This is a genomic window from Brevundimonas sp. 374, from assembly GCF_900102995.1.
GTDB lineage: Bacteria > Pseudomonadota > Alphaproteobacteria > Caulobacterales > Caulobacteraceae > Brevundimonas > Brevundimonas vesicularis_C.
The window spans coordinates 493,617-515,642 of sequence record NZ_FNKT01000001.1; the positions used below are offsets into that span (position 1 = coordinate 493,617).

At 64.9% G+C, this 22,026-nt stretch carries 17 protein-coding genes; 9 read left to right on the forward strand and 8 right to left on the reverse strand.

Annotated features, from left to right (window positions below; genetic code table 11):
- Window positions 1–10 precede the first annotated feature (10 nt).
- Both BLR19_RS02410 and recO read left to right on the forward strand, forming a co-directional pair.
- Window positions 11–487, forward strand: a complete 477-nt coding sequence (locus tag BLR19_RS02410; protein WP_091746772.1) for a nuclear transport factor 2 family protein — start codon at window positions 11–13, stop codon at window positions 485–487.
- Window positions 487–1,218: a DNA repair protein RecO gene (recO, locus tag BLR19_RS02415; RefSeq protein ID WP_091746775.1), complete on the forward strand. Its 732-nt coding sequence runs from the start codon at window positions 487–489 to the stop codon at window positions 1,216–1,218. Before BLR19_RS02410 ends, recO begins: the two co-directional genes overlap by 1 nt.
- Here the strand turns inward: recO and BLR19_RS02420 are convergent.
- Window positions 1,215–2,945, reverse strand: a complete 1,731-nt coding sequence (locus BLR19_RS02420) for a cytochrome c biogenesis protein DipZ (protein WP_091746778.1) — start codon at window positions 2,943–2,945, stop codon at window positions 1,215–1,217. The genes recO and BLR19_RS02420 overlap by 4 nt on opposite strands.
- Before the next feature lie 133 nt (window positions 2,946–3,078).
- On the opposite strand from BLR19_RS02420, the gene parC reads away from it, so the two are divergent.
- On the forward strand, window positions 3,079–5,280 hold the full coding sequence (gene parC, locus BLR19_RS02425; RefSeq protein ID WP_039245099.1) for a DNA topoisomerase IV subunit A: 2,202 nt from the start codon (window positions 3,079–3,081) through the stop codon (window positions 5,278–5,280).
- A gap of 17 nt (window positions 5,281–5,297) precedes the next feature.
- On the opposite strand, the gene BLR19_RS02430 is transcribed toward parC, so the two are convergent.
- The 4 genes from BLR19_RS02430 to metC are packed head-to-tail and all read right to left on the reverse strand — an operon-like array spanning window position 5,298 to window position 11,366.
- Window positions 5,298–6,710: an FAD-binding oxidoreductase gene (locus tag BLR19_RS02430; RefSeq protein WP_091746781.1), complete on the reverse strand. Its 1,413-nt coding sequence runs from the start codon at window positions 6,708–6,710 to the stop codon at window positions 5,298–5,300.
- A 48-nt stretch (window positions 6,711–6,758) separates the two neighbouring features.
- Window positions 6,759–8,843: a DNA topoisomerase IV subunit B gene (locus BLR19_RS02435; protein ID WP_091746784.1), complete on the reverse strand. Its 2,085-nt coding sequence runs from the start codon at window positions 8,841–8,843 to the stop codon at window positions 6,759–6,761.
- On the reverse strand, window positions 8,818–10,164 hold the full coding sequence (locus BLR19_RS02440) for an O-antigen ligase family protein (RefSeq protein WP_091746788.1): 1,347 nt from the start codon (window positions 10,162–10,164) through the stop codon (window positions 8,818–8,820). The genes BLR19_RS02435 and BLR19_RS02440 overlap by 26 nt, the downstream gene beginning before the upstream one ends.
- 23 nt (window positions 10,165–10,187) lie before the next feature.
- Window positions 10,188–11,366 carry a cystathionine beta-lyase gene (gene metC, locus BLR19_RS02445; RefSeq protein WP_091746791.1) on the reverse strand — a complete coding sequence of 393 codons (1,179 nt, stop codon included), beginning with the start codon at window positions 11,364–11,366 and terminating at the stop codon, window positions 10,188–10,190.
- Window positions 11,367–11,485: 119 nt separating this feature from the next.
- Between metC and BLR19_RS02450 the strand changes: the two genes are divergently transcribed.
- The gene (locus BLR19_RS02450; RefSeq protein WP_255366387.1) at window positions 11,486–12,538 is read left to right on the forward strand and encodes an amino acid ABC transporter substrate-binding protein; all 1,053 of its coding nucleotides are present in this window, start codon (window positions 11,486–11,488) and stop codon (window positions 12,536–12,538) included.
- 33 nt (window positions 12,539–12,571) lie between these two features.
- Window positions 12,572–13,894 (forward strand): dicarboxylate/amino acid:cation symporter, encoded by a 1,323-nt coding sequence (locus BLR19_RS02455; protein ID WP_091746795.1) that lies wholly within the window; start codon window positions 12,572–12,574, stop codon window positions 13,892–13,894.
- Between the two features lie 2 nt (window positions 13,895–13,896).
- On the opposite strand, the gene sseA is transcribed toward BLR19_RS02455, so the two are convergent.
- From sseA to BLR19_RS02470, 3 genes are read right to left on the reverse strand one after another with little or no spacing between them, the layout of a single operon-like run.
- Complete coding sequence (sseA, locus tag BLR19_RS02460; protein ID WP_091746798.1) at window positions 13,897–14,721, reverse strand: 3-mercaptopyruvate sulfurtransferase; 825 nt, start codon at window positions 14,719–14,721, stop codon at window positions 13,897–13,899.
- On the reverse strand, window positions 14,718–15,938 hold the full coding sequence (locus BLR19_RS02465; RefSeq protein WP_091746801.1) for an SAM-dependent methyltransferase: 1,221 nt from the start codon (window positions 15,936–15,938) through the stop codon (window positions 14,718–14,720). Before BLR19_RS02465 ends, sseA begins: the two co-directional genes overlap by 4 nt.
- Before the next feature lie 32 nt (window positions 15,939–15,970).
- Entirely contained in the window at window positions 15,971–17,428 is a 1,458-nt protein-coding gene (locus tag BLR19_RS02470; protein WP_091746804.1) for a cryptochrome/photolyase family protein, read from the reverse strand.
- Between the two features lie 111 nt (window positions 17,429–17,539).
- Between BLR19_RS02470 and kdsA the strand changes: the two genes are divergently transcribed.
- From kdsA to BLR19_RS02490, 4 genes are read left to right on the forward strand one after another with little or no spacing between them, the layout of a single operon-like run.
- On the forward strand, window positions 17,540–18,418 hold the full coding sequence (kdsA, locus tag BLR19_RS02475) for a 3-deoxy-8-phosphooctulonate synthase (RefSeq protein ID WP_176758258.1): 879 nt from the start codon (window positions 17,540–17,542) through the stop codon (window positions 18,416–18,418).
- 18 nt (window positions 18,419–18,436) lie between these two features.
- On the forward strand, window positions 18,437–19,891 hold the full coding sequence (gene rfaE2, locus BLR19_RS02480; RefSeq protein ID WP_091746809.1) for a D-glycero-beta-D-manno-heptose 1-phosphate adenylyltransferase: 1,455 nt from the start codon (window positions 18,437–18,439) through the stop codon (window positions 19,889–19,891).
- Between the two features lie 8 nt (window positions 19,892–19,899).
- A complete protein-coding gene (gene rfaD, locus BLR19_RS02485) occupies window positions 19,900–20,889 on the forward strand; it encodes an ADP-glyceromanno-heptose 6-epimerase (protein WP_091746813.1) in 990 nt (329 codons plus the stop codon).
- A complete protein-coding gene (locus BLR19_RS02490; protein ID WP_091746816.1) occupies window positions 20,889–21,980 on the forward strand; it encodes a DUF3089 domain-containing protein in 1,092 nt (363 codons plus the stop codon). Before rfaD ends, BLR19_RS02490 begins: the two co-directional genes overlap by 1 nt.
- Window positions 21,981–22,026: the final 46 nt, after the last annotated feature.

Below are 22,026 nucleotides of genomic sequence, written 5' to 3' on the forward strand. Positions count from 1 at the left end.
GAACGGGACCATGATCGCTCTTCTTGCCGCTCTCGTCCTTTTCGCTTCATCGACGCAGGCTGCGGGCGATCCCGTCGTCGAGGCCGGCGCCGTTCTCGACCGAATGCACGCGGCGGCGTCGCGAGCGGACGGCGACGCCTATTTCGATCTATTCACGCCCGACGCCCGGTTCATCGGCACGGATGCGAGCGAGCGCTGGTCTCTGGCTGAGTTTCGCGCCTACGCCACGCCCTATTTCTCGCAAGGGAAAGGCTGGACCTATCGCCCGCATGACCGGGTGGCGACCCTGGCGCCGGGCGATTGCCGCTGCATCGTCTGGTTCGATGAGTTGCTGGACAACGACGCCTACGGCCTGACGCGAGGCTCAGGCGTGCTGCGCCTGACCCACTACGGCTGGAAGATCGAGCAATATGTGCTCAGTTTCACCGTGCCGAACGACAAGGCCAAGAGCGTGGTCGGGCTGATCGCTCAGGATCCGGCGGACTGATGGACTTCAACGAAGAGGCGTTCGTCCTGTCGGCGCGCAGCCACGGCGATACGGGCGCCGTGGTCGATCTGCTGACCGAGAACCACGGCCGGCGTTCGGCCTATGTAGCCGGCGGCGCGTCACGCAAGATCAAGCCGTTCCTGCAGGCGGGCGCGCGGGTCATAGCCGATTACCGCGCCCGCACCTCGGATCACCTGGGCGCCGTGCGGCTGGAGCCGGTAGGCGAGGGGCCTAGCGCCCTGTTCGACGACGCCCTGGCCCTGACTGGACTGGCGGCGGCGGCGGGCGTGACCCAAGGCGCGTTGCCGGAGCGTGAGCCTCATCCCGGCGTCTTTCTGGCATTCGAGGCGCTGATGGCGGCGTTCCAAATGCCTGCGGTCTGGCCTGCAATCTTCGTGCGGTTCGAGGCGGGCCTCTTGGAAAACCTGGGCTTCGGCCTGGACCTGTCGAAATGCGCCGCGACCGGCACGGCCGACGACTTGATCTACGTCAGTCCCCGCACGGGCCGGGCCGTCAGTCGCGACGCCGGCGCCCCCTATGCCGACAAGATGCTGACCCTGCCGCCCTTCATGCTGGGCGCCCAATCCGGTCTGATCGAGGGCGACGTGCGGGCCGGGTTCGACCTGACGGGGCATTTCCTGGAGCAGTTCGTCTTCCACCCGCAGAACAAGCCCCTGCCGCCTGCGCGCGTGTGGATGCTGGACAAGCTGGGCGACGCCGGTCGCCTCTAGCCGAAGGTAAAGGCGAAGACCTGAACGCCGGGTTCCAGGAACTCGATCTGGAACGTCCGTTCGCGCACCGCGCCCGTCTGCCGCACCAGTTGGTACAGTCGCTCGCCGTCGATCCGGCCGAGGCCTTGGGCGTCGATGTCGCTGCCGGCGTTCGCGCCCGGCGCCGCGCCATCGATCCGGACACGGAAGCGGACGGGTGCGCCCGGCTTGCTGGGCCCCACGACCAGATGGAGATCGCGCGCCTTGAAGCGGAAGGCGATACGGCCGCCAGCGGTCTGCAGGTCGGCATGCTCACGCGTCACGCGCCAGCGGCCCGACAGGCTCCAATCGTTCAGTTTCAGCGGCGCGGCGACATAGTCCTTGATTACGTCGTTGGCCAGGCCGCCGGGAGAGCGGAAGTTCTCGGCGCGGCCATAGCCGACGTACGTCTCCGGCGATTCGACCTGGGCCATGTCGGCGGCGGCCTCTGCGCCCTCAGCCTCAACTGAGACGACGTTGCTGGCGACGTTCGCTGCGCCCGCTTCCTTCAGAAGCTGCTGGATCACGCGTTCGGAGCCCGCATAGTCGCCTTCGCCGAAGTGGTGATGACGGATCTGCCCTTTGGCGTCGATGAAGTAGTGGGCGGGCCAGTACTGGTTCTTGAACGCCCGCCAGATGGCGAACTCGTTGTCCATGGCGACCGGATAGTTGATTCCAAGGCGCTGGACGTTCTGGCGGACGTTGGCCTCGGATTTCTCAAAGGCGAACTCGGGCGTGTGCACGCCGATCACCACCAGACCCTGGTCCTTGTACTTCTCGGCCCAGGCGCGGACGTAGGGGATGGAGCGGATGCAGTTGATGCAGGAGTAGGTCCAGAAATCGACCACCACCACCTTGCCCTTCAGCTGCTCGGTCGTGAGCGGCGGGGTGTTGATCCAGGTCGTCGCCCCGGTCAGCGGCGGCATCATCCCTTCGACCGGCAGATTGGCCAGATCGGCCGGGGCCTGATTCGTCGGCATGCCGCGCCCGATCCCGCCCAGCAGCGCCTGTTCGATCCGGCCCGTGCTGGCGGCCGAGATCCGGGTCAACAGTCCCGTGTCCGCACCCAAGCCAATCACGACCACGCCGATCAGCACCAAAACGCCCAGGCCGCGCCGCACCCATTCGCCGACGCCCAACGCGCCCTTCATGGCCTTGAACACGCGACCGCCCACCAGCAGGGCCAGACCCAGCGATGTCGCCGCGCCTGCTGCATAGGCCAGCAGCAGAACCGTCGTTCCGACGCCGGCGCCTTGCAGGGCTGCGCCCGTCAGTATCACGCCCAGAATGGGTCCGGCGCACGGCGCCCAGAGCAGCCCTGTTGCGACGCCGAGCAGCAGGGACGAGCGCACGTCGCCCTGATCGCCGCCCTGGCGCTCGGCGCGATCGGTCAGCCAGGCCCCCGCCGCCACGAACGGCCGCATCAGGCGATCGCCCACGGCCGGAAACAACAGGCTGACGCCCAGCACCGCCATGACGGCCAAGGCGATCCAGCGCCCGACCTCATTGGCCCGAACCGCCCAGCCGCCTCCCAGCGCCGCCAGCGTCGCCACGCCCGCAAAGGTCACGGCCATCCCGACCAACAACGGCAAACCGTTGCGGATGAAAGGCCGATCCGCCCGTGCGAAAACGAAGGGCAGAACTGGCAGGATGCAGGGACTGACGATGGTCAGAACGCCGGCGAGATAGGACAGCAGGAACAGGATCATGGCGCGGCCTGACGAGGGTGTGTCTCTCACATACGCACGGCGGAGCGGTTTGGTGACTCCCCAGCGCGCTTATCCCCCAATCTGGCGTCTTACGGGCTAGACTTCCCGCTTCCGATCCCCGATTCGCAGAGCCATGACGATCCACGCCCCGCCGCCGGAAGGCGGCCGCATCATCGACGAGCCGATGGAGACGGCGCTCAGCCGCCGCTATCTGGCCTACGCCCTGTCGACCATCACCAATCGCGCGCTGCCGGACGTGCGTGACGGTTTCAAACCCGTGCACCGACGCATCCTCTACGCCATGCATCAGATGCGGCTGAACCCGCAGGCGGCGGCGCGCAAATGCGCCAAGGTCGTCGGCGAGGTGATGGGCGGATACCACCCCCACGGCGACGCCTCGATCTATGAGGCCCTGGTGCGCCTGGCCCAAGATTTCGCCCAGCGTTATCCGTTGGTCGATGGTCAGGGGAACTTCGGCAATATCGACGGCGATAGCGCCGCGGCTATGCGCTACACCGAGTGCAAGCTGACGCCCGCCGCCGTCCTGCTGTTGGATGGTATTGATCAGGACGCCGTTGATTTCCGGCCCACCTACGATGATCAGGACGAAGAGCCGATCGTCCTGCCGGCCGGCTTCCCGAATCTGCTGGCCAATGGCTCGTCGGGCATCGCGGTCGGCATGGCCACCTCAATCCCGCCGCACAATGTCGGCGAACTGATCGACGCTTGCCAACTGCTGCTGGAGCGACCGGACGCGACGACCGAGGACTTGGTCCAGCATGTGCCGGGTCCCGACTTCCCGACCGGGGGCGTTGCGGTTGAAGGTCATGCGTCGATCCTAGACGCCTATGAGACGGGTCGGGGCGGGGTGCGCCTGCGCGCGCGCTGGGAGACCGAGGATCTGGGGCGCGGCGTTTGGCGGATCATCGTCACCGAAATGCCCTATCAGGTGCAGAAGTCGCGACTGATTGAGGCGCTGGCGGACCTGATCGAGCACAAGAAGGCGCCTCTGCTGGGCGATGTGCGCGACGAATCGGCCGAAGACATCCGCCTGATCCTGGAGCCCAAGAACCGCACCATCGAGCCTGAAATGCTGATGGAAAGTCTGTTCAAGCTGTCAGATCTGGAGGTCCGCTTCCCGATAAACATGAACGTGCTGGACGCCAGCGGCACGCCGCGCGTCATGGGCTTGAAAGACTGCCTGCGCGCCTTCCTGGATCACCGGCGCGAGGTGCTGAACCGTCGTTCGCAATGGCGGATCGAGCGGGTCGAGAAACGTCTGCACCTGCTGGAAGGCCTGCGCATCGTCTTCCTCAACCTCGATGAGGTGATCCGTATCGTGCGCGAGGAGGAGCAGCCCAAGGCCGTCCTGATCGCACGGTTCGGCCTTACGGAGGTTCAGGCCGACTTCATCCTCGACACCCGGCTGCGTCAGTTGGCGCGTCTGGAAGAGATGACGATTGAAAAGGAATTCAATGCGCTGTCGGAGGAACTTGCCAACCTGAAGGCGCTGACGTCGTCAGAAGGCAAGCAGTGGAAGGCGATCTCCAAGGAACTGGAGGCCGTGCGCAAGGCGCTGATCTCGCCGCGCCGCACCACGATCGCCGAGGCGGTAGATACGTCCGCCTTCGTCGCGCCCGAGGCCTTTATTCCGCGCGAGGCGATCACCGTCATCCTGTCGGAACGTGGCTGGATCCGCGCCGCCAAGGGCAAGGTCGAGGATCCGTCGGAGCTGAAGTTCAAGGAAGGCGACCAACTCGCCTACCTCGTCCCGGCCTATACGACCGACAAGCTGCTGGTGGCGGCGTCGGACGGGCGCATCTTCACCATAGGCGCGGACAAGCTGGCGTCCGGACGCGGCCATGGCGAGCCGCTGCGCCTGATGATCGATCTGGACGAAAAGGCCGAGATCATCAACGTGCTGGCGCATCAGCCGGGCGGCAAGCTGCTGATCGCATCAAAGGCCGGATACGGCTTCATTGCGCCGGAAGACGACACGCTGGCGCAGAAGCGCGGCGGCAAGCAGGTGCTGAACGGCGAAATGCTGGCGGTGCTGCGGGTGACCGGAGATCACGTTGCGACCATCGGCGAGAACATCAAGACGCTGATCTTCCCTCTCGCTGAATTGCCCGAAATGGGACGTGGCAAGGGTGTAAAGCTGCAAAGCTTCAAACAGGGCGGCCTCGCCGACATCACCGTCTTCAACGCCGAGACGGGACCGGAATGGGCCGACGGCGGCGGACGTCGTCGCAACTGGCCCGACTGGAAAGACTGGCTGGGCAAACGCGCCGGCGCCGGTCGTCAGGGGCCAAGAGGCCTGCGGAAGTTCAGATAGGCGGCCCGCCGTCGGTTCTAGAACAGGACCGACGGGTTCATGATCCGCTTGGGATCGATGGCGCGGCGGATGGCGGCCATGGTTTCGATCTCGAGCGGGGACTTGTAGCGTTTGACCTCTTCGGTCTTCAACCGGCCCAGACCGTGTTCTGCCGAAATCGAGCCTTCGTAGGTTCCGACAACATCATGAACCACTTGCGAGCCTTCCTTCCAGCGGCCGATGAAGGCGGGAATGTCCTGACCGACACCAGGCAGGATGTCGTAATGCAGATTGCCGTCGCCGACGTGGCCGAAGACCGAGATACGGGCGCCGGGATGGAAGCGTTCGACGGCGGCCGAGGCTTCGTCGATGAATTCGGCGATGCGGCTGATGGGGACGGAGACATCGTGTTTCCAGCCGCCGCCCTCGGGCTTCAGAGCCGCCGAATGTTCTTCGCGCAGACGCCAGAAGGCGGCGCGCTGAGCGTCGTTCTGGGCGATGGCGGCGTCAGTGATCAGGCTTTGCTCGAAGGCGACCTCCAGCAGGGCCTCCATCTGGGCCTCGGCGCCGCCGGGCGTGCCGGACGCAATCTCGATCAGGACGTACCAGTTTGGCGTCGTGTCCAGCGGCTCGCGGGTGTCTGGGATGTTCTTCAGCACCAGTTCCATGCCTAGGCGCTTCATCAGCTCGAACGCCTCGACCCCGCCACCGGTCTCGGCCTTGGCGCGTGCGAGCAGTTCGACCGAGGCGGCGGCGGTTTCCAGCCCAACGACGGCGACGGCGCGCGAACGCATGATGGGGAACAGCTTCAGGGTGGCGGCGGTCACGACGCCCAGCGTGCCCTCGGCGCCGATCAGCAGCTGTTTCAGGTCGTAGCCGGTGTTGTCCTTACGCAGCCGCTTGAGGCCGTTGAAAATCTCGCCGTTGGGCATGACCGCCTCAAGGCCCAGCACCAGATCGCGCATCATGCCGTAGCGCAGGACCTGGGTGCCGCCGGCGTTGGTGGAGATGACGCCGCCAACGGTGGCCGAGCCCTCGGCCGCGAGACTGAGCGGGAAATAGCGGCCGGCCGCCGTCGCCGTCTGTTGCGCCTCGAGCAAGGTCAGGCCCGCCTCGACCGTCATGGCGTCGTCCAAGGCAGTGACGTCGCGAACGGCCCGCATCTTCTTCAGCGACAGCAGGGCTTCGCCAAAGGGCACCTGGCCGCCGACCAGTCCCGTGCCGCCGCCTTGGGGCGTAATCGCGACGCCTTCGCGCGCGCAGATCGTCACGGCGCGCGCGACCTCTTCCGTCGAGCGTGGGGTCAGCAGGATCGGCGTGTCGCCCGTCCAGCGATTGCGCCATTCGGTCAGATGCGGCGCGATGACATCCGGGTCCTGGGTCCAGCCGCCCGGACCGAGCGCGGCCTTCAATTCGTCAAGCACGGCGGTGGAGGGAACGGGCGTCTGCATGCCCCCTTTTGTCAGGCGTCGCCGTGCGTTGGAAGGGCCGCGAGGCCGTTAGACGTCGAGTTCTTCTTTCACGAACTGGGCGTTTTCCTGAATGAACTGGAAGCGCGCGTCGGCGCGCTTACCCATCAGGCGTTCGACCAGGTCTTCGATGCTGGCCTCGGCGTCGGGCACCGTGATCCGTGCGAGGGTGCGCTTCTTTGGATCCATGGTGGTTTCCTTCAGCTGGGAGGCCATCATTTCGCCCAGCCCCTTGAACCGGCCGATCTCGGTTTTCTTGCCCTTGAACACGGTCGCCAGCAGCTCGTCGCGGTGGCCGTCGTCGCGGGCGTATTCGCTCAAGGGACCGGCGCTGATGCGGTAGAGCGGCGGAAGGGCCATGAAGACCCGGCCCTGACGGATCGTCTCCGGCATGACGCGATAGAAGAAGGTGATCAGCAGGGCCGCAATGTGGGCGCCGTCCACGTCGGCGTCGGTCATGATGACGATCCGCTCGTAGCGCAGGTCGTCGATGTTGAACCGGTTGCCGGGCTGCACACCCAAGGCCAGGGCCAAGTCGGACAGTTCGACATTGGCGCGCAGCTTGTCGGCGGTGGCGGACGCGACGTTCAGGATCTTACCGCGCAGGGGCAAAATAGCCTGGGTCGTGCGATCGCGCGCCTGTTTGGCCGAGCCGCCGGCCGAATCGCCTTCGACGATGAAGAGTTCGGTGCCTTGGGCCGACTGGCGGCTGCAGTCCGAAAGCTTGCCGGGCAAACGCAGCTTGCGGGTGGCGGCGGCGCGCTGGACCTCTTTATCCTTACGGCGTCGCAGCCGGTCCTCTGCGCGATCGACGACGAAGCCCAGCAGGGCGTTGGCCTGTTTGGGGCTCTCGGTCAGCCAGTGGTCCAGCGGGTCGCGGAGAAGTTGCTCCACGATGCGCGCACCCTCGGGCGAGGACAGACGGTCCTTGGTCTGGCCTTGGAACTCGGGATTGCGGATGAAGACGCTGATCAGGGCGCCGGCATTGGCGATGACGTCCTCGGCCGTGATGATCGCGGCGCGTTTCTCATTGGTCAGTTCGCCGTAGGATTTCAGACCCTTGACCAACGCGGCGCGGAAGCCAGCTTCGTGGGTGCCTCCGTCGGGGGTTGAGACGGTGTTGCAGTAGGACTGGATGAAGCCGTCCGATTCACCAAAGCCGATCGGCGACCAGGTGACGGCCCATTCGAAGGCGCCCGCTTCGCCTTGACGCTCGGCGCGGCCAGAGAAGGTGGGTGTGACGGTTTCAAGTTGACCGATGCGGTCGGCTAGGGCGTCGGCCAGGCCGCCGGGGAAGTGCAGACTGGCCTGCGCCGGTGTGGCGTCGGTGATCCGCTCTGGCGCGCAGGTCCAGCGAATCTCAACGCCGCGGAACAGATAGGCCTTTGACCGCGCCATGCGGAATAGACGAGCGGGCTTGAAGGCCGCACCCATGCCGAAGATTTCGTCGTCGGGCTTGAAGCGGATCAGGGTGCCGCGCTTCTTGGACGGGCCGATCTGCTGGATCGGGGCCAGGACGTGGCCGCGACTGAAGGCTTGTTTCCATTCGAAACCGTCGCGCCAGACCGTGACCTCGACGCTCTCGCTCAGGGCGTTGACAACCGAGACGCCAACGCCGTGCAAACCGCCAGAGGTTTCATAGGCTTTACCGGAAAACTTGCCGCCAGAGTGGAGGACGGTCATGACGACTTCCAGCGCCGACTTGCCGGGATGTTTCGGATGCGGATCGACCGGGATGCCGCGGCCATCATCGCGCACCGACAGATAGCCGTCGGCGTCCAGATCGACGGTGATCAGCTTGGCGTGTTTGGCCACCGCCTCGTCCATGGCGTTATCCAGGACTTCGGCGAACAGGTGGTGCAGGGCGCGCTCGTCGGTGCCGCCGATATACATGCCGGGGCGTTTGCGAACGGGTTCAAGCCCTTCCAGCACCTCGATGGATGAGGCGGAATAGCCGGTGGCGGCCGCCGTCGTCGCTGTGGCCTGAACAGGTGGCGGCGCGGGGGTTGGGGCGATAATGGGCGCAGCCGCAGGCGGGGTCACCGCAACAGGCTTGGGCGGCTCGGGTTTGCGAGCTTCGGGTTCGTCGTCAAAAGCGAAGAGGTCGGCGGCCATTCACATAGTCTGAGGCGATTCGGGACCGGGTCTGGTAGGCCCGTGAGGCCGGTCGAGCAAGCGGCGCACGAACCGGGGCCGGATCGAAGGTCACGGCGCGGGCCATAATCGCCAACATCAGTATCCACGGCAGGTTAGCGTGGGTCAGCAGGACGCTCTCTGACAGGCTCAAAGCGGTGAAGGCGGATAGATAGGCGATGCTCCAATAGCCTTCGCGCGCACCGAGCCCGTTCGTGCGCGCCATGACGAAGATCGCAGAGAGCGCCATGATGGCCCCTACCGCCACCGCACCGGGCCAGCCCAGTTGCACGAGCAGATCGATCCAGCCGTTGTGGGCGGAGGGGACGGGCCATTGGGTCTCGATGCGGATTTCGCGCGCGGGGATCGAGTCCACGCCCCAGAAGGCGCTGAAGCCATATCCGGTCCAGGGGCGCTCGGCGACCTTTCGCATAAGGGCTTCCCAGATCAGTGTGCGGCCTGTCAGCGACGGGTCCTTGCCCAGCGCTTCCAGGATTGCGGCGGAGTCGGAGTTCCACAGCCAGGTCGCGCCCGCCGCAATGATGACGGCAAGCCAGATGCCGATGACGGTGATGACGGCGCCGCCCTGTTTCAACGCCCACCACCCACCGATCATGCCCAGGCCCAGCCCCCAGCACAGAAGCGAGGTCTTGGATTGGGTTGCGAGCACCAGGAGCGTGGTCAGACCGAGCGTCAGGAGGCACACCCAGAAACGGTTGCTGCGTCCGGAGATATGATCGGCGGCCAGGGTCGCTGCGGCGGAGACGGCGCCCACCACCATGACCAGCCCCATCTGGTTCTTCTCGTACCAGAGGCCGCGCCACAGGCCGGCGTTGTCGAACTGGTGCACCCCGACCTTCGGATAGCCGAACACCATGATCAGGCTGCCGATTGCCATCACCAAACAGGTGTACATCAGGACGCGCGGCAGGGCGTCGTCACGGAACCGGGCGCCCAGATAGACGGCGAAAGCGCTGTTAATCGCCATGGCGATGACGCGGCGCTCAGTGACCTCGGGGTCGATGGACCAGTATTTCGAGACGAAACACAGGGCGACCAGAGCGAACATCATCAGCCAAGCGGGCCAGGCGCGTATGACCTTGTCGAAGCGAAAGACGATCAGGCCGGCGATGACGGCATAGACCGGCAACCAGATGAACCGCAGGATCGGCGTTTCGACCTGGGTCGGCGCGATCACGGGCGCGATCAAGGCGCCGGTCAGCATGAAGATGACGAAGCCGGCCGCCCACTGTTCCCACAGCGGCGGCGAATCATCCGGGGTCTGAACGGGCGGTTCGCGCACGGGCGCACAGTCCTTTGCGGCGCTTAAGGAACCGTGAGCGCGGCGGTGAAGGCGGCGAGACCTCGTTCCAAATCGGCGATCAGTTCGGAGGGGTCTTCCAAACCGACATGCAGTCGGATCAGTTCGCCCTCTAGCACAAGTGGATGGTGGCGGTAGGCCATCTGATGGGTCTCGTGGGTGATCAGGCTTTCGAACCCGCCCCAGGAATAACCGAGGCCGAACAGGGTCAGGGCGTTCAGGCACGCCTCGCCCGCCGCCTTGTCGCCGCCCTTCATAACCACGCCCATCAGGGACGCCGCGCCGGTGAAATCTCGCCGCCACACGTCATGGCCGATCGAGCCGGGCAGGGGTGGATAAAGGACGCGGGACACCTCGGGTCGAGCGTGCAGCCACTCCGCGATGATCAAAGCCGACCGCGCCTGTTCGGCATAGCGCAGCGGCAGGGTCCGCAGGCCGCGCAGCGCAAGCCAGGCATCATCGGGCGACACATGCCAGCCGAGATCCTCGATGGTGTCGCCGATCGCGCGCAGGCAGGCGGGATTGCTCGAAGCGATACTGCCCATCAGCACGTCCGAATGACCGCCGACATATTTGGTGACGGCCTGAACGCTGACATCCACGCCATGGGCCAGCGGGCGATAGGCCATGCCAGCGGCCCAGGTATTATCGACCACCGTCAACACACCTCGCGCGCGGCAGGCCTGGGCCACGGCGGCGACATCGACCATCTCGAATGTGAGGGAGGCTGGCGACTCCATCAGCACCAAACGGGTGCGTTCGCCGATGGCGGCCAGAACAGTCTGCGCGTCTGCGTCTGCGGACAAAAAGCGGGTCGTGACGCCGCGGGCCGATTGATACCGACTCAGGAACCGGCGCGTCGGACCATAGACGGCGTCAGTTGTGATCACCTCGTCGCCCGGTCTTAAAAGCGCCAGTAGCGGAACCGTGACGGCCGCAAGACCCGACGGAACCAGAAAGGCCTCCTTCGCCCCCTCCAGGTCGGCCAGGGCGCGGCGAAGATCGCGGGCGGCGCTGGTTCCGCTAAGGCCATAGGTCGGCCCGTCGGTCTCGTCGCGCATGACGGCCGCGCTATCGCTCAACATCGTCGAGGCGCGTTCGATCGGCGGATTGACGCCGCGGCGGCCCTGGCCGCGTCGCGTGGCGGCGGCGATCAGGCGGGTACGGTCCGAAAGCGGCGACATGGCCCCTCCGATGGGTTGCGGATCGGTCCCTAAAGGCCTCTAAAGCCAGCGGGGCGCAAGCGGCGAGGGATAGGAACGCGATGCGGTGCTGGACGATCGGAGCGATGGCCGTTGTGCTGATGACGACGTCTTGCGGGCGCAAGGACGCCAGCCCTGCGCCGGAAACCAGCCCCGCCACGCCCGCGCAAGCGTCCTCGACTGCGGTCGCAAAAAGCCTGACGCTGGCCGCCATCAAACGCCGTGGTCGCCTGAACTGCGGCGTGCATCAGGGATTGGTCGGCTTTGCCTACACCGACAATCGCGGCCAGTGGCGCGGCTTCGACGTGGACTTCTGTCGCGCGACGGCGGCGGCGGTGCTGGGCGATGCCGATGCGGTGCGGTTCGTGCCTCTGTCGGCGTCGGATCGTTTCACGGCGCTGAACGACGGCCGCATCGATGTGCTTTGGCGCAACTCGTCCTGGACGATGAGCCGCGACGCGGGCGAGGGGTTAGTGTTCGCCGGTATCAACTATTACGACGGCCAGGGCTTTCTGGTCCGGCGTTCGCTGAACCTGAACAGTGCGACAGAACTGACGGGCGCGCGGGTGTGCGTTCAGTCGGGTTCGACGTCCCAGGCCAACGCCGCCGACTATTTCCGGTCTCGCGGCATCGAATATCGGCCCGTCGTGTTCGAGACGGAGGAAGCGGCGCGCGACGCCTATGGCCGTGAAGATTGCGACGCGTTCAGCGCCGACATCTCTGCGCTAGCCGCCGCGCGGACTGTGCTGACCAATCCCAACGAACATGTGATCCTGTCCGACGTGGCGTCCAAGGAGCCGCTGGGGCCGGTGGTAAAGGCGGGCGACCAACGCTGGGCCTCTACCGTCCGCTGGACCCTGAACGCCCTGATGCTGGCCGAAGAACTCGGGGTCACCAAGGCCAATGCCGAAGATCAGTTCAAGACGACGACGGACCCGCGCGTGCGGCGTCTTTTGGGCGCCGAGGGCGAGTTCGGCCCCATGCTGGGTCTATCCGACGATTGGGCGAAGGACGCGGTCGAAGCCGTCGGGAATTATGGCGAGATATTCGAACGAAATCTGGGATCGCAATCGGCGCTCGACCTGGCGCGCGGTTTGAACGCACAATGGAACGCGCGCCCGGCCGGCTTGATCTATGGCCTGCCGATCCGATAAGCGCCGACGCTTGCATCGCTTCCTGGGGGACAGATGACCGAGACGAAACGCGGCGGCCTTGCGCTGCACTGGCTGATGTTGATCGGTTTCGCGGTCGGTCTGATCGGGGGATTGCTGGTCAATCTGACGCTGGGAGCGGATACGGCCTGGGTGGTCTGGCTGACGGACAACGTCACCGGACCGCTAGGCCAGATCTTCCTGCGTCTGCTGTTCATGATGGTCATTCCGCTGCTGTTCTCGGCCCTAGTGGTCGGCGTGGCCGAGATGGGCGATCTGAGCTCGCTTGGACGGGCGGGAATCAAGACCCTGTTGTTGACCATTCTGGTGTCCAGCATCGCCGTGGTTATCGGCCTGGTGATGGTCAATGTGTTCCAGCCCGGAAGGGGCGTGGACCCGGTCCTCGCGCAGCAACTGCTGGACCAGGGACGTGACGGCGCGGCCGGCATCGTCAGCGGCGCGCCCGAAACCATCCAGTTGGGTGATTTCTTCCTGGATCTGATTCCGTCGAACGTCTTCACCGCGGCCTCCGAGAACCAGATCCTGCCGGTGATGGTGTTCGCTCTGTTTTTCGGCATCGGCCTGGTGATGGCCAAGTCGCCTGCGACCGACCGCTTGCAGCAGGTCATCGAGGGCATGTTCGAAGTCACGATGAAGCTGATCAACCTCTTCATCAAACTGGCCCCCATCGCCATCGCCTGCTTGATGTTCAACCTGGCGGCCCTGTTCGGCTGGGACCTGCTGGTGCGGCTGGCGGCCTATGTCGGCGTCGCGGTGGGCGCGATGGCGATCCACATGTTCGTCGTCTACCCGCTGGTGATCTGGATCCTTGGCGGACGGTCGCCGATCGCGTTCTTCAAGGGCGTGCGCGAGCCGATGGTGGTGGCCTTCTCGACGGCTTCATCCAACGCGTCTCTGCCGGTGTCGCTTAAGGCGGCCGAGCAGGAGCTGAAGCTGCCGCGCAAGATCGCCCGCTTCGTCCTGACGGTCGGCGCCACCGCCAATCAGAACGGCACGGCTTTGTTTGAGGGCGTGACGGTGCTGTTTCTGGCCCAGTTCTTCGGCATCGACCTGACGATCACGCAGCAGATCATCGTCATGCTGGTCTGCATCCTTGGCGGTATCGGCACGGCGGGCGTGCCGGCCGGTTCGCTGCCGGTCGTGGCGATGATTCTGGTGATGGTGAAGGTGCCGCCTGAAGGCATCGGACTGATCCTGGGCGTCGACCGCTTCCTGGACATGTGCCGCACGACGCTCAACGTCACGGGCGACTTGGTTCTGGCGACTGTCGTTTCGCGCGGTGAGGAAGACGAACAGATCGACGCCGACGATGTCGTCCCCGTGGCGCCGCCGGCCTGATCTCAGCGGGTCTCGACGGGGGTGTCCGTTCGGGCGCCCCATTCCGCCCAAGAGCCGTCATAAAGCTGCGACGGACGACCGAGTTCTGTCAGGCCCAGCGTCAGTAATGCGGCGGTCACTCCGGATCCGCAGGTCGTGATGACGGGGCGGCTGATATCCACACCGGCGTCCGCAAAGGCCTGCACCAAAGCTGAGCCACGCTTCATCGTGCCGTCGTCGTTTAGCAATCGGTCGTAGGGGAGGTTGCGCGCGCCGGGCATGTGGCCGCTCCGAACACCGGCGCGAGGTTCGGGCGCCGCGCCTTTGAATCGTGGTGCGCCGCGCGCATCTACGACCTGGGCATCTTGGGCCAAGGCCGCGCGCACGTCATCCAACGAGGCGACAGCATTGGGCGCCATGTTGGCGTAAAAGTCTTTTGCATCTGCGACTGAAGGCCCGGAGACGGTTGGCAGGCCGTCGTCACGCCAGCGCGGCAGGCCGCCGTCGAGCACCTGAACCCTCGTCGCGCCCATCGTCTTCAGCATCCACCAGACGCGCGCCGCCGAGAACAGTCCGGTCGTATCATAGACGACGATCTGCTCGTCGACGGAGAGGCCCAGCGTCCCGACCGCCGCCCCAAAGGCCTCTGGCGTCGGCATCATGTGGGGCAAAGCGCTGTCGCGATCCGATATGGCGTCCAGATCGAAGAAGACGGCGCCAGGGATATGGGTCTGTTCGAAGTCGACGCGCGCATCTCGCCCATCCAGATGCCAGCTGCCATCGACGATCCGTAAATCCGGCGCGCCCAATCGCGCGGCGAGGTCCGTCGTGGAAATCAGCGGACTCATGAGCGAGACAGGCTCAGTTGGATGACGTCGGTGCGGCTAGAGCGGAAACCGGCCTCGCAATAGGCCAGATAGAAGTGCCAGAGCCGACGGAATCGTTCGTCAAAGCCGGAAAGCTTTCTGATCTCGCCCCAGGATGCCTGGAAACGTTCATCCCAAAGCTTGAGCGTGGCAGCGTAGTCGAAGCCGAACCGTTCCACCGATTGCCAGGACAGACCGGCTTTCGCGACGACCGGCGCCAGCCGGTCTTCGGAGGGCAGCATGCCGCCGGGGAAGACGTACTTCTGGATAAAATCCGTCCGGGCATTGTACTCGTCGAACAGGTCGTCCTGGATCGTGATGATCTGCAGTCCGGCCTTACCGCCAGGTCGAAGAACGTCGTGGACCTTGCCGAAGTAAGCGGGCCAGTACTCCATGCCCACAGCCTCGAACATCTCGATGGACGCCACCCGATCAAATCGACCCTGCACATCGCGGTAGTCGATCAGCTGAATATCGGCGCGGTCGCTCAAACCCGCGTTGAACATGCGCTGGCGAGCGAAATCGTGCTGCTCTTTGGAAATCGTGATCCCGGTGACCTTGGCGCCGATCTCGCGCGCCGCGAACTCGGCGAAGCCGCCCCAGCCGCAGCCGATTTCCAGCACTGACATGCTTGGCCGAAGATCCATCATTCGGGCCAGGGCGGCGTATTTCTCACGCTGCGCCACCTCCAACGCCTCACCATCGCGGCTGAAGCGGGCCGATGAATATGTCATCGTGCCGTCCAGCCACTGGGAATAGAAGGCGTTGCCCAGATCGTAGTGGGCGTGGATGTTTTTCTTCGATCCGGTCTTGCTGTTACGATTGGTGCGGTGGCTCAGCCAGTTGACCACCCACATGATCAGGTTGCCGTCGAACAGGCGCCGGATGTGATCGTAGTTGTCCACCAAGGTTTCGAGCAGACCGGCCAGGTGCGGACTGTCCCACTCGCCCGCGATATAGCCTTCGGCGAAGCCGATATCGCCGGCCGCCAGGACGCGGCGTGCAAACCGATAGTCGCGCACGGTCATCATGCCGCTGGGACCCGGCCGCTTGCCTTGAAGCACATGGGTCTCGCCATTGGGCAGTTGCACGGTCAAGCGGCCGAAGGTCCAGTTGGCGGCCAGAAGCCGCAGCAGCATGGCGAACACGCGCGGTGTTCGGCTGGCGACGGCTTCGATATCGGCGTGTGCGACGCTCATCTTTTGACTTTCAACGCGGAATACAAAGGGGGTCAATCACGGTCGCTGTGGTCGTCGCCGCGACCAGAGACGGTTTTCAGGGCAGCGAGCGCCCGGGCGCGGCCCTTCTCGTGTTCGACGATCGGTTTGGGGTAATCGCGCCCTAGAACGATTCCGGCGTCACGCAGCACTTCAGCGGGTGCGCTCCAGGGTGACTGTAGCCAGCGGTCCGGCAGGCGGCGAAGTTCAGGCACCCACCGACGGACATAGCCGCCGTCGGGATCGAACTTTTCACCCTGCGTGATGGGATTGAAGATGCGGAAGAAGGGGGAAGCGTCTGCGCCAGAGCCTGCGACCCACTGCCAGTTCTGCGCATTGCTGGCCCGGTCGGCATCCACCAGCGTGTCCCAGAACCAGGCTTCGCCTTCGTGCCAGTCGATCAGCAGATGTTTGATCAGGAAGGAGGCGACGACCATTCGCACCCGATTGTGCATCCACCCTGTCGCCCAGAGTTGGCGCATACCGGCATCCACCAACGGGTATCCGGTCCGCCCCTGTCGCCATGCCTTGAGGCTCGCGTCGTCTTTATGCCAAGGCATGGCGTCATACTCGGGACGGAACGCGCGCTCGGTGATGTAAGGGAAATGGTACAGCAGGTGCGCCGAGAACTCGCGCCAGCCGATCTCAGCAATGAATTTGTCGGCCTCCGACTCTGCCACCTTGCCGTCTTTGGCCGCCTGTCGGGCGCGGTCAATCGCCCGCCAAGGGCTGATCTCGCCCCAGTGCAGATGCGGCGACAGGCGGCTGTTGGCGCCCTGCCGGTCGGCAAAGTCGCGATCCTTCGCATAGGTCCTTAGGCCGGAAGATATAAATCTGGACAAGGCCTGCGAGGCCCCGTCTTCCCCTGGCGTCCAGTCGAATCCTTTGGACCAGTCCGGACGATGGGGGTGCAGCTTCCAGCCGTCGAGGTCGTCGGATTGAACAGTGTCGGGCGTCTGTATTTGGCGCGGTCCGGTTGTGTGAACCGGCGCCTCGGCCGTGGCCAAGAGGGCTCTCAAGAACGGGGTGAAAACCTTGTACGGCTGGCCTGAACCATTCAGCACAGCGCCGGGGCGGCAGAGCAGGGCGCCGTTGAAGCCGAGGCATTCGATACCGTCCGCCTTGAGCGCGTGGGCAATTTCGGCGTCATGCTCAAACGCCTCGGGTTCGAACAGGCGGTTGATGAAGACGGTGTCGGCATCGGTTTCGCCGACTAGCGCCTGAAGCTGGTTCAGCGCATTGCCCTTGCGCAGAATCAGGCGCGAACCGCGATCTTCAAGCGCCGCATCCAGCGCCCTTAACGACTTGTCGAGCCACCAGCGCGACGCGGCGCCCATCGGCCGTTCGAAATGCTCGTCCAGAATATAGACGGGCAGGATTGGTCGCCCCGTCTCCGCCGCGTGGTTCAGGGCAGGATTGTCATGCAGTCGCAGATCGCGGCGAAACCACAGGATGACAGGTTTGGTGGCCACGCGGGCGAACTCCGTGATAACTTGCGCTCATCCCTTCAGAGCGCCACCTGATGGCCCAATAGCTGCGGCAAAAGCCGCCTCCACAACACCGAACGTCGAAAGAGCCGCCTCGTGAGCCGACCCAACGCTGTCATTACGTTGTCCGAAGGTCTTCGGACGCCTGTCGTCATCGGCGGCGGCGCAAGAATCGCTTTCATCGCCGGTCCTTGCCAGATGGAGAGCCGCCAGCACGCGCTGGAGACGGCCCATGCCCTGAGGGAAATCGGCGATCGGCTGAACGTCGGCATCATCTACAAGACCAGTTTCGACAAGGCGAACCGGACCAGCGCCAGCGCTGCGCGCGGTATCGGTCTGAAAGACGCCATGCCGATCTTCGCCGAGATTCGCGAGGTCACAGGCCTTCCGACCCTGACCGATGTCCACTCCGAGGTTCAGTGCCGTCCCGTCGGCGAGGTCGTCGATGTACTGCAAATCCCGGCCTTCCTCTGCCGCCAGACCGACCTTCTGCTGGCCGCCGCCGCCACCGGCAAGGCGATCAATATCAAGAAGGGTCAGTTCCTGGCGCCATGGGACATGAAGAACGTCATCGCCAAGGTGGTTGGCGCCGGCAATCCCAACGTCATGGCCTGTGAACGCGGCGCCAGCTTCGGCTACAACACTCTGGTCAGCGATATGCGAGCCCTTCCGGTGCTGCGAGAGATCGGCTGCCCCGTCGTCTTCGATGCGACCCACAGCGTTCAGCAGCCGGGCGGGCAGGGCGCGTCGTCGGGCGGTCAGCGCGAGTTCGTGCCGGTGCTGGGGCGCGCTGCAGTGGCCGTCGGCGTCGATGCGGTCTTCATGGAGACGCACCAGGATCCTGACAATGCGCCGTCTGACGGCCCCAACATGGTGCCGCTGAGCCAGTTCGAGGCCCTGGCCGCCGAACTGATCGCCTTCGACGACCTGGCCATCAAGATCGGGGCCAAGGCGCCGGTGGCGCAGGCCGCCTGAATCCTCTAGGTCGGACCCATGTCTGACACCTTGGACCTGGGCGCCCTGCAAAGCCTGTTGGAGCGCGTGCGCGGCCTGAAGATCGCCTGCGTCGGCGACCTGATGCTGGACCGCTACGTCTATGGCGAGGTCAGCCGCATCTCGCCCGAGGCGCCGATCCCTGTGCTCCGCGCTAGCCGCACCGTCGCCATGCCGGGCGGCGTCGGCAACGTCGCGCGCAATATCGCCGCCCTGGGTGGGGTGGCGCGGCTGGGCGCCGTGATCGGCGACGACGTGGCTGGCGCGGAATTGACCGCTCTGATCGCCGCCGAACCGCACATCGAGGACGTCGTGGCGAGGCCGGCAGGCGCGTCCACCATCGTGAAGACGCGCTTCGTTTCGGGAGGGCAGCAGCTTCTTCGGTTAGATGACGAGGCTACGCCGACCGCGATCCAAGATTCGGACGCGTTTGCAGATGCTTCGGTCTATTTGCTGTCGGATTACGCTAAGGGCGTCGTCAGCGATGCGCTCCTGACTTCGGCGCTGAACGCGGCGAAAACATCCGGTGCGCCGGTCGTCGTCGATCCAAAGGGAAGGGATTTCGCCCGCTACGGCGCGGTCGATGTCATCAAGCCCAATGCTTCGGAATTGGCCGGCGCCACCGGCCTGCCGGTCGGTACGGACGCCGAGGTCGAGACGGCGCTGGCCGCCTTGCTGGCCGCCACGACCGCCAAGGCGATCATCGTCACCCGTGCGGGCAAGGGCATGAGCCTGGCGCGGCGCGGCGAACCGGTAAAGCACTTCCCTGGCCGGGCGCGCGAGGTCTTCGACGTGTCTGGCGCAGGCGATACAGGCCTGGCCGCGATCGGGTTGGCGCTGGGCGCCGGCGCGTCGCTGGAGATGGCGGTCGAGTTCGCCATCCTGGCCTCTGGCGTGGTTGTCGGGAAGGCCGGGACGGCTGTCGTCACACCCGCCGAGCTTGTCGAAGCCGAGCTGAGCCAGCACGCCACCGCTGCGGTATCCAAGGTGACGCCGATCGACGAGCTGGCGGTCGAGGTCGAGGGCTGGCGGCGTCAGGGCCTGAAGGTCGGTTTCACCAACGGCTGTTTCGACATCCTGCACCGCGGCCATGTGGCCTATCTGGCGCAGGCGCGCAGCTGGTGCGATCGTCTGGTCGTGGCGCTGAACACCGATGCCTCGGTCAAACGACTGAAGGGCGAGGGGCGTCCTGTGAATGATCTGGACAGTCGCGCCGTCGTCATCGGCGGGCTGGCCAGCGTCGATCGCGTCACCAGTTTCGATGACCCGACGCCGATCGCCCTGATCGAACGGCTGCGTCCTGATGTTCTGATCAAGGGCTCGGACTATACGCGAGAGGGCGTCGTGGGCGGCGATCTGGTCGAAAGCTGGGGCGGCGAGGTCAAGCTGGCGGATTTCAAGGATGGCTATTCGACCACGCGAACGATCGAGAAGATGACAGGGAGCACGCTGTGACGCCGAGAATGATCGTCGTGACCGGAGGTGCCGGTTTCATCGGTTCAAACATAGTTGCGCGGCTGACAGCCGAGACCGCCTATGATGTGGTCGTCTGCGATCGGTTGGAGACGGCCGACCTGGCCAAGTGGAAGAACCTGGCCAAACACGCGATCGCTGACTTCTGGTCGCCCGAAGAATTGTTTGAACAACTGGAGCGCCATGCCGAGCGGATTGAGGCCGTGGTTCATATGGGCGCGATTTCTTCGACGACCGAGCCGGACGCTGACCTGATCCTGCGGACCAACTTCACCCTGTCTCGCGACCTATGGGACTGGTGCGCAATCCGAGGCTCGCGGATGATCTACGCGTCTTCCGCTGCCACCTATGGCGACGGCGAAACGGGCTTCAACGACGATGACGATGCAGTTTTATTGTCTCAGCTTCGTCCGCTAAACGCCTACGGCTATTCGAAAATGCTGTTTGATCAGTATGCAGTCCGGCAGGCGGATCGGGGTCAGGCGCCGCGTCAGTGGGCCGGGCTGAAGTTCTTCAACGTCTATGGCCCGAACGAGGGTCACAAAGGCGGGATGAAGTCGGTCGTGGCTCAAATCTGGCCCAAGGTCGAGGCTGGCGAGACCGTGACCCTGTTCCGGTCGCACAATCCGAACTATGCGGACGGCGGCCAGATGCGCGACTTCGTCTATGTAGATGATGTGGTCGATATCATCGAGTTTTTGCTCCAGTCGCCGCAGGTTTCTGGCATCTTCAACGCCGGCTCGGGTCAGGCACGGTCGTTCGCCGATCTTGCGCGCGCCACCTTCGACGCCGCCGGCAAGACGCCGTCCATCGACTATGTCGATACGCCCCTGTCGATCCGCGACCGCTACCAGTATTTCACTGAAGCCCGCATGGATCGTATCCGCGCCGCAGGCTTCGAGGGTCAATCCACGCCGCTGGAAGAGGGCGTGCGGCGCTATGTACAGGACTTCCTCGCCACGGCTGATCCGTACCGCTGATGCGTCGGCTGACCTTCAGGCAATGGGTCGGATATGCAGGCTTCGCCGCCGTCTTCGTGCTGACGGCCGCCGTTGCGGTGTGGAGCGGCGACATTCTGAGGGCAGGGTTGGACCCGCAGGTGCCCTTCCAGACCTACAAGCCGCCGCCCGCCCCCGACTATCGAAAGACATCCGCCTGGGCGCTGGTTGACCAGGGCACACTCAACCAGGCGGCGGTCTTCTTCGTCATGCCGACCACCTTTGACGGCGGGGCCGAGTGGAATGGGCCGATCGACGATGCGCGGGCCAACGCCTATATGCGGCGCGTCGTGCTGCCGAATTATGCGTCGCCCTTCGCCCGAGAAGGCCGGGTCAGCGCGCCGCTCTATCGCCAGGCCAGCCTTTATACCCGGCTGACCTTGCGTGATGACGCGCGCGAGGCGCGCGCCTTCGCCTATGAGGACGTGAAGGCCGCCTTCGAACTGTGGCTGCAACAGCATCCCGCCGGCCCCATCGTTATCGCCGGCGTCGAACAGGGCGGTGAGTTGACGGCCCGTTTGGTTCGCGACCAACTTCGCGCCAATCCGGCCCTGAAGGACAGGCTTGTCGCCGCCTATCTGATCGAGACCCTGGTCGGACGCGAGATGTTCCGGCAGGCGATCTCGCCCTGCGACGTCGCCGATCAAACGGGGTGTATCGTGGCGTGGGCGTCGGTACAGGACGGCGACGAAGCGAGCGCGCGGCGCAAGCTGAGACGCGCTCTGGAATGGGATGACCGCGGTAATCTGGTGAACCTGTCCACTGACCCCATCTGCGTGAATCCGGTCACAGGTGCTGCAAGCCAGCCGCGAGCCCCTGCGCGTCAGCACAGCGGCGCGACCAACGCGACCGGCTTGGAATGGGGCGCCCGACCGGCCCTGACTGGCCGGCTGATCTCGACCGAATGCCGTGGCGGTCTGTTGTGGCATAGCGCGCCGGACGCCGATTTCTTGACGGCTGGCGGCAGTTGGGCGGATCGGCGCAAGATCGTCCCCTACAATCTTTTCTACGGCGACATCGAGCGTGACGTCAGTGTCCGTCTCGCGGCCTGGCGGGCCAAGCACGGCCTTTAAAGCGGCCCTCCTCTCGGTTTGTCTGGCGCCGCTCGCGCGCAGCGGG

Excerpts from the sequence above, each read along its gene's own strand:
- BLR19_RS02410 (WP_091746772.1), top strand. The coding sequence starts at position 11 with ATGATCGCTCTTCTTGCCGCTCTCGTCCTTTTCGCTTCATCGACGCAG.
- recO (WP_091746775.1), top strand. The coding sequence starts at position 487 with ATGGACTTCAACGAAGAGGCGTTCGTCCTGTCGGCGCGCAGCCACGGC.
- BLR19_RS02420 (WP_091746778.1), bottom strand. The coding sequence starts at position 2,945 with ATGATCCTGTTCCTGCTGTCCTATCTCGCCGGCGTTCTGACCATCGTC.
- parC (WP_039245099.1), top strand. The coding sequence starts at position 3,079 with ATGACGATCCACGCCCCGCCGCCGGAAGGCGGCCGCATCATCGACGAG.
- BLR19_RS02430 (WP_091746781.1), bottom strand. The coding sequence starts at position 6,710 with ATGCAGACGCCCGTTCCCTCCACCGCCGTGCTTGACGAATTGAAGGCC.
- BLR19_RS02435 (WP_091746784.1), bottom strand. The coding sequence starts at position 8,843 with ATGGCCGCCGACCTCTTCGCTTTTGACGACGAACCCGAAGCTCGCAAA.
- metC (WP_091746791.1), bottom strand. The coding sequence starts at position 11,366 with ATGTCGCCGCTTTCGGACCGTACCCGCCTGATCGCCGCCGCCACGCGA.
- BLR19_RS02450 (WP_255366387.1), top strand. The coding sequence starts at position 11,486 with ATGACGACGTCTTGCGGGCGCAAGGACGCCAGCCCTGCGCCGGAAACC.
- BLR19_RS02455 (WP_091746795.1), top strand. The coding sequence starts at position 12,572 with ATGACCGAGACGAAACGCGGCGGCCTTGCGCTGCACTGGCTGATGTTG.
- sseA (WP_091746798.1), bottom strand. The coding sequence starts at position 14,721 with ATGAGTCCGCTGATTTCCACGACGGACCTCGCCGCGCGATTGGGCGCG.
- BLR19_RS02465 (WP_091746801.1), bottom strand. The coding sequence starts at position 15,938 with ATGAGCGTCGCACACGCCGATATCGAAGCCGTCGCCAGCCGAACACCG.
- rfaE2 (WP_091746809.1), top strand. The coding sequence starts at position 18,437 with ATGTCTGACACCTTGGACCTGGGCGCCCTGCAAAGCCTGTTGGAGCGC.
- rfaD (WP_091746813.1), top strand. The coding sequence starts at position 19,900 with ATGATCGTCGTGACCGGAGGTGCCGGTTTCATCGGTTCAAACATAGTT.
- BLR19_RS02490 (WP_091746816.1), top strand. The coding sequence starts at position 20,889 with ATGCGTCGGCTGACCTTCAGGCAATGGGTCGGATATGCAGGCTTCGCC.